Source organism: Sphingopyxis sp. GW821-FHT02C12, from assembly GCF_059421785.1.
Genome location: NZ_JBWKVQ010000002.1, coordinates 1,263,356 through 1,272,381, shown reverse-complemented (window position 1 = coordinate 1,272,381; position 9,026 = coordinate 1,263,356). Strand labels below are relative to the sequence as shown.

At 67.0% G+C, this 9,026-nt stretch carries 9 protein-coding genes and 1 tRNA gene; 9 read left to right on the top strand and 1 reads right to left on the bottom strand.

Features of this window, described 5'->3' with window-relative positions:
• The 7 genes from AC07U1_RS21415 to AC07U1_RS21385 all read left to right on the top strand — a co-directional run.
• Positions 1-3,177, top strand: a 3,177-nt coding sequence (locus tag AC07U1_RS21415) for a translocation/assembly module TamB domain-containing protein (protein ID WP_495177591.1), incomplete at its 5' end; no start/stop codon positions are given.
• Positions 3,177-3,407 carry a hypothetical protein gene (locus AC07U1_RS21410; RefSeq protein WP_056351484.1) on the top strand — a complete coding sequence of 77 codons (231 nt, stop codon included), beginning with the start codon at positions 3,177-3,179 and terminating at the stop codon, positions 3,405-3,407. The genes AC07U1_RS21415 and AC07U1_RS21410, both read left to right, overlap by 1 nt.
• A 177-nt stretch (positions 3,408-3,584) precedes the next feature.
• Entirely contained in the window at positions 3,585-4,157 is a 573-nt protein-coding gene (locus AC07U1_RS21405; protein ID WP_187140146.1) for a TMEM165/GDT1 family protein, read from the top strand.
• Positions 4,158-4,179: 22 nt separating this feature from the next.
• The gene (locus AC07U1_RS21400; RefSeq protein WP_187140147.1) at positions 4,180-4,509 is read left to right on the top strand and encodes an SMR family transporter; all 330 of its coding nucleotides are present in this window, start codon (positions 4,180-4,182) and stop codon (positions 4,507-4,509) included.
• A 49-nt stretch (positions 4,510-4,558) separates the two neighbouring features.
• A complete protein-coding gene (locus AC07U1_RS21395; RefSeq protein WP_056351476.1) occupies positions 4,559-4,834 on the top strand; it encodes a metal/formaldehyde-sensitive transcriptional repressor in 276 nt (91 codons plus the stop codon).
• A 10-nt stretch (positions 4,835-4,844) separates the two neighbouring features.
• The gene (gene dmeF / locus AC07U1_RS21390) at positions 4,845-5,864 is read left to right on the top strand and encodes a CDF family Co(II)/Ni(II) efflux transporter DmeF (protein ID WP_495177592.1); all 1,020 of its coding nucleotides are present in this window, start codon (positions 4,845-4,847) and stop codon (positions 5,862-5,864) included.
• A gap of 93 nt (positions 5,865-5,957) precedes the next feature.
• The gene (locus AC07U1_RS21385; RefSeq protein ID WP_187140149.1) at positions 5,958-6,662 is read left to right on the top strand and encodes an outer membrane beta-barrel protein; all 705 of its coding nucleotides are present in this window, start codon (positions 5,958-5,960) and stop codon (positions 6,660-6,662) included.
• A 14-nt stretch (positions 6,663-6,676) separates the two neighbouring features.
• Here AC07U1_RS21385 and AC07U1_RS21380 read toward each other — a convergent pair.
• Positions 6,677-6,766 (bottom strand) — tRNA-Ser (locus tag AC07U1_RS21380).
• Positions 6,767-6,931: 165 nt separating this feature from the next.
• On the opposite strand from AC07U1_RS21380, the gene AC07U1_RS21375 reads away from it, so the two are divergent.
• Entirely contained in the window at positions 6,932-7,996 is a 1,065-nt protein-coding gene (locus AC07U1_RS21375) for a lytic murein transglycosylase (RefSeq protein ID WP_495177593.1), read from the top strand.
• Positions 7,980-8,975, top strand: coding sequence for a septal ring lytic transglycosylase RlpA family protein (locus AC07U1_RS21370; protein ID WP_495177594.1), 996 nt, complete (start codon positions 7,980-7,982; stop codon positions 8,973-8,975). The genes AC07U1_RS21375 and AC07U1_RS21370 overlap by 17 nt, the downstream gene beginning before the upstream one ends.
• Positions 8,976-9,026: the final 51 nt, after the last annotated feature.

Here is a 9,026-nt window from a genome sequence, read left to right as displayed (position 1 = left end):
AACGACATCGTCATCGAGGCGCTGACCCTGTCGGGCAAGGCGCGCGTCGATCCCGACCAGATCTTCATCCCCGTCGCGTTCCGCCTGCCGACGGTCGAATATCAGGCGAATGCGACCAGCCTCGCGGTCAACGACATCGTCATCGAGGCGCTGACCCTGTCGGGCAAGGCGCGCGTCGATCCCGACCAGATCTTCATCCCCGTCGCGGGCCGCGCCAGCCGCATCCGCGGCCTCGACACCGTCGCCGGCGGCACGTTGGTTCAGGTGAGCCTCAACGGCGACCTCGCGTACAAGGACGGCCGCCTGCTCAGCGACAACATGCGCCTGCGGTCGAGCCGGATCGACGCCAAGGCGATCCTGATCGCCGACCTCAACCGCGGTTTCTACACCGGCGCCATCGATGGGCGGATCGACGATTATCGTATCGAAAGCGTCGGCATCTTCGACATCGACACCGACGCCGACCTCAAGACCGCGGCCAACGGCGGGTTCGAAATCGTCGGCCGCGTTCGCGCGCGCTCGACCCAGCTCTTCAACTCGGGCGTCCGCAATGTCCTCGGCGGCAACGCCGTGGCGTCGAGCGACGTGCGCTACGGCACCGATGGGATCATTCGCTTCGCCAACCTGCGCCTCAACGCACCCCTGATGCGCGTGACCAGCGGGCAGGGGAGCTATAGCCCGAACGGCCAGATCAACCTGACCGCCCGCGCGTCCTCGACCGAATATGGCCCGCTCGGCCTGCAACTCGCGGGCACGATCACCGATCCGCGCGCGACGCTCACCGCCGATCGCCCGGGCCTCGGCATTGGGCTCCAGAACCTCGTCGCGCGGATCACCGGCGCAACCGGCGGCTACCGCCTCGCCGCAACCGGCGACACCGACTATGGCCCGCTCGCCGCCGACGTCGTGCTGCTCACCGCCAAGGGGCCGCTGACGATCGATATCGAGCGCGGCGACCTGTCGGGCATCGGTTTCAAGGGACAGCTCGTGCAGAGCGCCGCCGGCCCCTTCGTCGGCCAGCTCGACGCCTCGGGACAAGGATTGGGCGGCCTTGTCCGGTTGAGTGCAGCGGGCCAATATCAGGCGGCGGCGATCAACGTGCGCGCCAACAATGTCGTGCTGCCCGGGCCGGCCCAACTCGCGATCGGCTCGGCGATCGTCGATGCCGATGTCATCCTCTACGACCAGCCGCGCATCATCGCCGACATCCAGATCGCCCAGACGCGCATTCGCGAATTCGATATCGCCGTAGGCCGAGTCAAGATCGATTACCAGAACGGCACCGGCAAGGCGCAGGCGCTGGTCGAGGGGACGAGCGGCGTGCCGTTCCGCGTCGCCGCCAATGCCGATCTCCAGCCGAACCTGTGGCGCGCGTCGGTGCAGGGCCGCGCCACCGGCATCAATTTCCGCACCACCAGCCCGGCGCGCGTCATCCCCGGCAAGGACGGGTATGAACTGCTGCCCACCAACATCGATTTCGGCCGCGGCAGCAGCGCGCGGCTCGCGGGGCGGTTTGGCGACGGCATCATGGTCCAGAGCCGGCTCGACCGCGTCAATCTCGCGATGCTCAACGCCGTCTACCCCGACCTCGGCCTCGGCGGCCGCGCGACGGGCAGCCTCGATTTCGAACAGGCCAGCGCCGACAGCTTCCCGCGCGCCGACGCACGCCTGACGATCACCGGCTTCACCCGCACCACCGCCGCGACGGTCAGCCAGCCGGTCGACGTCAATTTCGCCGGCAAGCTGCTCGCCGACGGCGGCGAGGCCAGCGCGGTGATGCGCAAGCGCGGCAGCGTCATCGGTCGCCTCCAGGCCTCGCTGCGTCCGCTGCCCCCCGGTGCCGGCACCTGGATGACCCGCCTGCAGGCCGCGCCGCTCAGCGGCGGCATCCGCTACAACGGCCCCGCCGACACGCTCTTCTCTTTCGTCGGGTCGGGCGACCAGCGTATCGCCGGGCCGATCGGCGTCGCCGCTGACTTCAGCTGCCGCCTGATGGCCCCCTGCCTGAACGGGGTCGTGCGCGGCAATGCGCTGACCTATGAGAATCTGACCTATGGCACGCGGCTGACCAACATGGTCGTCAACGGCCGCTTCTCGGGCGACCGCCTCGAAATCGAACAGATGACCGCGACCGCCGGCGACGGCACCGTCAAGGCGTCGGGCTATGTCAGCCTTGCCGCGGCGAGCGGCTATCCGATGAAGATCGACGCCGTACTCGACAACGCCCGCCTCGCGCGCAGCGACAATCTGGCGGCGCGCGCCACCGGCAATTTGACGCTCGAAAAGGTCGCGGGTCAGACCGCGCTGCTCTCGGGCGATCTCCGCCTCCCCGAAACGCGCTACAAGATCGTCCGTCAGGGCGCCGCGAGCGTGCCCGTTCTCACCGGCGTCCGCCGCAAGCCGCCCGCGGGGCGCCAGCGGATCAGCGGCGACGGCATGGCCGCGGTGGGCGGCAGCCTGTTCGACCTGATCCGCCTCGACGTCCGCCTGCGCGCCGGCGACGAAATCTATGTCAGCGGCATGGGTCTCGAATCCGAATGGATGGCCGACGTCACGCTGAAGGGCACGACGGAAGCGCCGCGCGTCACCGGCGAGATCGAACTGGTGCGCGGGACGCTCGGTTTCGCGGGCCGCTCGTTCGACCTCGAAGAGGGCAGGGTGACCTTCCCGACCGGCGATGCCTATGATCCGTCGATCCGCCTGATCGCGAGCGACACGTTCGACGAGGTCACTGTCACCGTCAACGTGTCGGGCCGCGCCCAGAACCCGCAGATCGCCTTCTCCAGCGTCCCCGGCCTGCCGCAGGACGAGATCGTGTCGCGCATCCTGTTCGGTGATTCGATCACCGCGTTGTCGCCGCTGCAGGCGGTCCAGCTTGCCGCTTCGCTCAACAGCCTGCGCGGCAGCGGTGGCCTCAGCCCGCTCGGCGCGCTACAATCGGCGACCGGCATCGACCGCCTCCGGGTGCTCAGCCCCGACGATACGCAGGGGCGCGGCACCGCGCTCGCGGCGGGCCAGCACATCACCAACGATATCTATATCGAGGTGATCACCGACGGCCGCGGCTACACCGCGACCCAGCTCGAAATCAGCCTGACCCCGGCGCTGTCGATCCTCAGCCAGGCCGGCGGATCGGGCCAGACCAATTTCAGCGTCCGCTACCGCAAGGATTATTGATGCGCGCCGCGCTCCTCCTGCTGCCCCTGCTCCTCGCCGCCTGCAAGGAGGAGCCGAAGTTCGAGGATCGCTTCGACAAGGCGGCAAAGGAAATCGACGCGCGCGCCAAGGCAATGGACGCCGACATCGCGGCGGCGGACAAGGCGGCGAAGGATGCGGGGGAGGCGGAACCAAAAGCCTTGCCTCCCGAAGCGTCCCCGTCTAACCCCGCCCCGTCATCTGGGGAGTAGCCAGCCGTCCGTTCAGGACGGGCCATCGTGTCAACATACTCGGTCGAGAGGCCGTGGTGCGGTGGAAGCGGGAACACCGCTTGGGCGAGACCAATGGCATCGACCCCACGTCCGGGCCGGGCGGCGGGTATCGATGTCCGTTGGAATCGCAACGCCGCCCGGCCCCGGAGTCTATCCATGGAAGCCCTCTTCACCTCGACCGCCGTCGTCGCGCTCGCCGAAATCGGCGACAAGACGCAATTGCTCGCGATCCTGCTCGCGACGCGCTTCAACAAGCCGGTGCCGATCATCTTCGGCATTCTCTTCGCCACCCTCGCCAACCACGCGCTCGCCGCGCTGCTCGGCGCGTCCGCGGCGTCGTTTCTTGACAGCCCGGTCTTCCGCTATGCCATCGGCCTCAGCTTCATCGCGATGGCGGCATGGACCCTCGTCCCCGACAAGCTCGACGACGATGAAGCCCCCAAGCCGCGCTTCGGCGCCTTCCTGACCACGCTCGTCGCCTTCTTCCTCGTCGAAATGGGCGACAAGACGCAGGTCGCGACGATCGCGCTCGGCGCCCAATATCACAGCGTGCTGCTCGTCACGACCGGCACCACCCTCGGCATGATGATCGCCAATGTCCCGGCGATCTTCCTCGGCCACGAACTGCTCAAGCGCGTCAATCTCGACACGGTGCGCAAGGTCGCCGCCGTACTTTTCCTCGTCATCGGCATCTGGGTGCTGATACAGGCGGCCGGCCTGTTCGGCTGACGCCGCAGGGAAGGAGAAGGCGATGAACTATCTCTATCTGGCGCTGGCGATCGTCGCGGAGGTCATCGCGACCTCGTGCCTCAAATGGTCGGCGGGCTTCACCAAATTGCTGCCGTCGGTCGTCACCGTCGTCGGCTATGCCATCGCCTTCTATTTCCTCTCGCTCACCCTGCGCACCATCCCGACCGGCATCGCCTATGCGATCTGGTCGGGGGCGGGCATCGTGCTGATCGCCGCCGTCGCCTGGGCGTTTCAGGGCCAGAAGCTCGATGCGCCCGCGATCGTCGGTATGGGGTTGATCATCAGCGGCGTCGCGGTGATGAACCTCTTCTCGAAGGTCAGCGCGCATTGATGCGTCTGCGGCTGTTCATGACAGGCAATATAGGGTAGGGGGCTATCCCATGTCGCATCTGAAACCCAACAAGGATCAACTCCTTGCTCGCGTCCGCCGGATCGCCGGACAAGTCGCCGCGATCGAAAAGGCGATCATCGACGACGCCAGTTGTTCGGCGGTGCTGCACCATGTCGCGGGAGTTCGCGGGGCGGTCCTCGGGCTCGCCGACGAACTGGTCGAGGACCATGTCCGCGAACATCTCGCGCGTCCGGGACTCACCGACGCGGAGCGCAGCGAAGCGGCGGACGAGCTGCTGACGGTCATCCGGCGCTACGGCAAATAGGGGCGGCACAATGTCTTTCGATAGCCAGGTCGACGACCTCACCCACGACCATGTCTTCCTCGGCCCCGGCCACGACGAAAACGGCCGCCGCACCCTGTGGGTGGTCGCGATCACCGCGGTGATGATGGTCGCCGAAATCGTCGCGGGGATCGCCTACAACTCGATGGCGCTGCTCGCCGACGGCTTTCATATGGCGACCCACGCCGGCGCGCTCGGCATTGCCGCCATCGCATATGCTTATGCGCGCAAACATGCCCGCAACCCGCGCTACAGCTTCGGCACCGGCAAGGTCGGCGACCTCGCCGGCTTCGCCTCGGCACTGATCCTCGGCATCGTCGCGCTCGGTATCGCCTTTGAATCGGCGCAACGCCTGCTTGATCCGCGCCCGGTCGACTTCCTCGACGCCACCATCGTCGCCACCATCGGCCTCGTGGTGAACATCGTCTGCGCGGTGCTGCTCGGCGGTGGTCACAGCCATGGTCCGGGGCATAGCCACGGCCATGCGCACCACAATCATGCGCACGACGACCATGATCACCATGGTCACGGCCACGATCACCACCACCACGACCATGCCAAGCCTGCGCGGCACAGCGACAACAATATGCGCTCGGCCTATCTCCATGTCCTCGCCGATGCGCTGACCTCGGTGATGGCGATCGCGGCGCTGCTCGGCGGGCGGTACCTCGGATGGATCTGGCTCGACCCCGTCATCGGCATCGTCGGCGCCGTCGTCATCGCCATCTGGGCCTGGTCGCTGATCCGCGACACCGCGTCGGTGCTGCTCGACAGCAGCGAACCCGCGCTCGAGGCGAAGATCCGCGACACCCTCGAGGCCGAAGGCGACATCCGCCTCGCCGACCTCCACGTCTGGCGCGTCGGCCCCGCCGCGCACGCCGCCATCGTCTCGGTCGATGGCGGCGACTGTAACGCGATCCGCCGGCGGCTGGCGAGCATATCGGAAATCGCCCATCTGACGGTCGAGACGAGGCGCGAGCCGCCGTATTTATCGGTGGATAAAGAGTTGTAAATATGGCCCTATCACCTGCGCGATAGGGCTGCTTTCGATTGTGCCATCGGAAATCCGGCCATATCGTCGATCGGCAATCGGGTGGGGTAGGTCATGATTTCGAGCAACAGCTGTTCCGCCGTGCTGGCCGCGGCGATACTGGCATCCACCTTGTTGGCGCCGACCGCCGTCCAGGCGCGCGACGGCGAAGCCTATGTCCAATATGCGCTCGGGCTCACCGATCCGCTCGACACCGAATTTCGTGTCGATGGCATAAAGCAGGCGAACCGCGTCGATTATCACACCGGCCAGTTCGATACGGCGCTTTCAGTCGGTTACGACTTCGGGACGATCCGCGCAGAGGGTGAGTTCATCGCCCAGCGCAGCCGTATTCACGACTATATCGTCAACGTGCCGACCTTGCTCACCGGTCCCGAAGTCGCGCAGCCGGCGCTCTATCCCGATGTCAAAGGCTATACGCACCGCAAAGCGCTGATGGCGAACATCATCGTCGAAACCGGCGGCAACGGGAAAATCGGCCTTTACGGCGGCCTTGGCATCGGGTTTCAGAATGTGAAAGCCAGCCGCTTCCGCAGCCGCCTGCTGCTCGATCCGTTCATCGACGCATCATCGACCCGGCTGGTCGGACAGGCCATCGTCGGCGCCTATATCCCGTTGTCGAAGAACCTCGACCTTGGCGTCAAATATCGCCTCATCCACGGCGAAGGCTTCAAATATACCAGCATCCAGGGCGGCCAGACCTTCAAGGGCAACTTCGGTTCGCACAGCTGGCTGGGAACGCTGGCCTGGAATTTCTGATTGCCCTCGGCTTTTGGCGGACAGGGTGGGATTCGAACCCACGGTGAGCTTGCACCCACGGCGGTTTTCAAGACCGCTGCCTTAAACCACTCGGCCACCTGTCCTCCGCCCGCGCCATAGCGCGCGCGCGGCTTGCGGCAAGCGAAACCTTGTCCGGCGGCGCGGCGAGCCGGCGGTTCTCCGTCCGCCGCGCTTATGACTCGCTTCATCGGGTCGCAGGCTGGTCATTCAGCGTGCATCTGTGTCAGACCTTGCTTATGGGGTGGGACATGATGCGCACTGCAAGTTTCGGAATCACACGCTTTTTCTCGCTGCTCGCGGCGTTCGTGTCGGCGTGGATGCTCACCGCCTCGGCGCCGCTCCATGCCCAAAGCGGCGACCCCGGCTTCGATACCTATATCCAGTCGCTATGGCCCAAGGCGCAGGCGCGGGGTGTGTCGCGCGCGACCTTCGACCGCGTCACCGCGGGGCTGCGCTATAACGCGCGGGTCGTCGCACTCGACCGCGACAATCTCGGCGCGCCGCCCAGCAACGACACCCCGATCCCCGCTTTCGCGCCGTACAAGGCCAAGCATGTCGACGCCGCGCGCATCGGCGGCGGACGCCGCGTCCACGATCGGCTGCTGCCCTTGCTGTCGCGCATCGAGCAGCGCACCGGGGTGCCGACCAGCATCATGATCGCGATCTACGGCCATGAAACCGCTTACGGCCAGGTCACCGGCAATTTCGACCTGCCCGAGGCGCTGGCGACCCTTGCCTATGAAGGGCGCCGCCGCAGCCTGTTCGAACCCGAATTCCTCGCGACATTGCAGATGGTCGAACAGGGCGTGCCGCGACAGGTGCTCAAGGGCAGCTGGGCCGGCGCCTTCGGCTATCCGCAATTCCTGCCCTCGGTCTATCTGCAGGTTGCCGAGGACGGCGACGGCGATGGCAAGGCGAATATCTGGTCGAGCGAGGCCGATGCGATCGAATCGATCGGCGCCTATCTGCGCCGCGCCGGCTGGCGCGCCGGGCAGCCCTGGGGCGTCGCGGTCAGCGTTCCCGCCGGGTTCAACCGGACGCGCGTCGCCAGCAAGCTCGAACCCACCCGCTGCCCGCGCGTTTTCGCGCGCCACAGCCGCTGGCGCTCTGTCGCCGAATGGCGCGCCGATGGCTTCCAGCTGGCGGGCGGCAATTGGCCCGACGGTCGCGTCCAGGCGACCTTGCTCGAACCCGACGGGCCGGGACGCACCGCTTATTTGCTGACCGGCAATTATCGTGCGATACTCGATTACAATTGTTCCAATTTTTACGCACTGTCTGTGGGGTTGCTGGCGGATGAAATCGATCGGTAATAGGGGGGTCATGCTGGCGGCGACATTGCTGCTGGCGGGTTGCGGAAGTGTCGATGGCAAGCGCGATGGTGGCCCCGTGGCCGGGCCGACGCCCGCACCCGGCGGCGGCGCGCTGGTCGACGGCCCGCCCAAGCTCGGCGCGCCCTTCACGGTGGCCGGCACCACCTACACTCCGTCCGACATCGCCGATTACGACGATGTCGGCTATGCCAGTTGGTATGGCGAGGAACTCACCGGTTCGCCAACCGCGATCGGCGAACCGTTCAATCCCGACGGGATCAGCGCGGCGCACAAGACGCTGCCGTTGCCGAGCTATGTCGAGGTGACCGCGCTCGATACCGGACGCACCATCGTCGTGCGCGTCAACGACCGCGGGCCGATGGCCAATGACCGGTTGATCGACCTGTCGCGCGGCGCCGCACAGCAGCTCGGCCTCACCGGCGGCGTCGCGGCCGTGCGCGTCCGCCGCACCAATCCGCCGATGGCCGAAAAGGCGCAGCTGCGCAGCGGCGGCGCTGTTGGCGAACGGCTTGCGACCCCCGATACGTTGCTCGTCCTGCTCCGCAACAAGCTCAAGGACAGGCCGGCGCCTGCCGGTGTAGTCGCGGCGACCGCGAGCAAACCCACCCCCTCGGCCCCCGCGCCGGGCGGCGACCGTTTCATCGTCGAAGGTCCGGGTGCCAAGCCCGCGAGCAAGCCGGCGACAATCAAGCCCGCCGCCGCGAAACCGGCACCCCCGCCGCCCGTCGCCAAACCCGTTCCCGCCACGACCGGCAGCTATGCCGTGCAGGTCGCCGCCTTCAGCAGCCAGAGCCGCGCCAATGCCGCCGCGAAATCGGTCGGCGGCACGGTGACCAAGGCGGGCAACCTCTGGCGCGTGCGCATGGGGCCCTTCGCCAGCGAGGCCGAGGCGGTGAGCGCCGCCGGCAAGGCCAAGGCCAAGGGGTTCCGCGACGCGCAGGTCCAGCGCGACCGCTGACGCCCGATGACGGGATACCAGCACAGTAAAACAAGGGCAGGGGGCGCGGCC

Bases quoted from the DNA above. Each gene is read 5' to 3' on its own strand.
- AC07U1_RS21410 (WP_056351484.1), top strand. From the start codon at position 3,177: ATGCGCGCCGCGCTCCTCCTGCTGCCCCTGCTCCTCGCCGCCTGCAAG.
- AC07U1_RS21405 (WP_187140146.1), top strand. From the start codon at position 3,585: ATGGAAGCCCTCTTCACCTCGACCGCCGTCGTCGCGCTCGCCGAAATC.
- AC07U1_RS21400 (WP_187140147.1), top strand. From the start codon at position 4,180: ATGAACTATCTCTATCTGGCGCTGGCGATCGTCGCGGAGGTCATCGCG.
- AC07U1_RS21395 (WP_056351476.1), top strand. From the start codon at position 4,559: ATGTCGCATCTGAAACCCAACAAGGATCAACTCCTTGCTCGCGTCCGC.
- dmeF (WP_495177592.1), top strand. From the start codon at position 4,845: ATGTCTTTCGATAGCCAGGTCGACGACCTCACCCACGACCATGTCTTC.
- AC07U1_RS21385 (WP_187140149.1), top strand. From the start codon at position 5,958: ATGATTTCGAGCAACAGCTGTTCCGCCGTGCTGGCCGCGGCGATACTG.
- AC07U1_RS21375 (WP_495177593.1), top strand. From the start codon at position 6,932: ATGATGCGCACTGCAAGTTTCGGAATCACACGCTTTTTCTCGCTGCTC.
- AC07U1_RS21370 (WP_495177594.1), top strand. From the start codon at position 7,980: ATGAAATCGATCGGTAATAGGGGGGTCATGCTGGCGGCGACATTGCTG.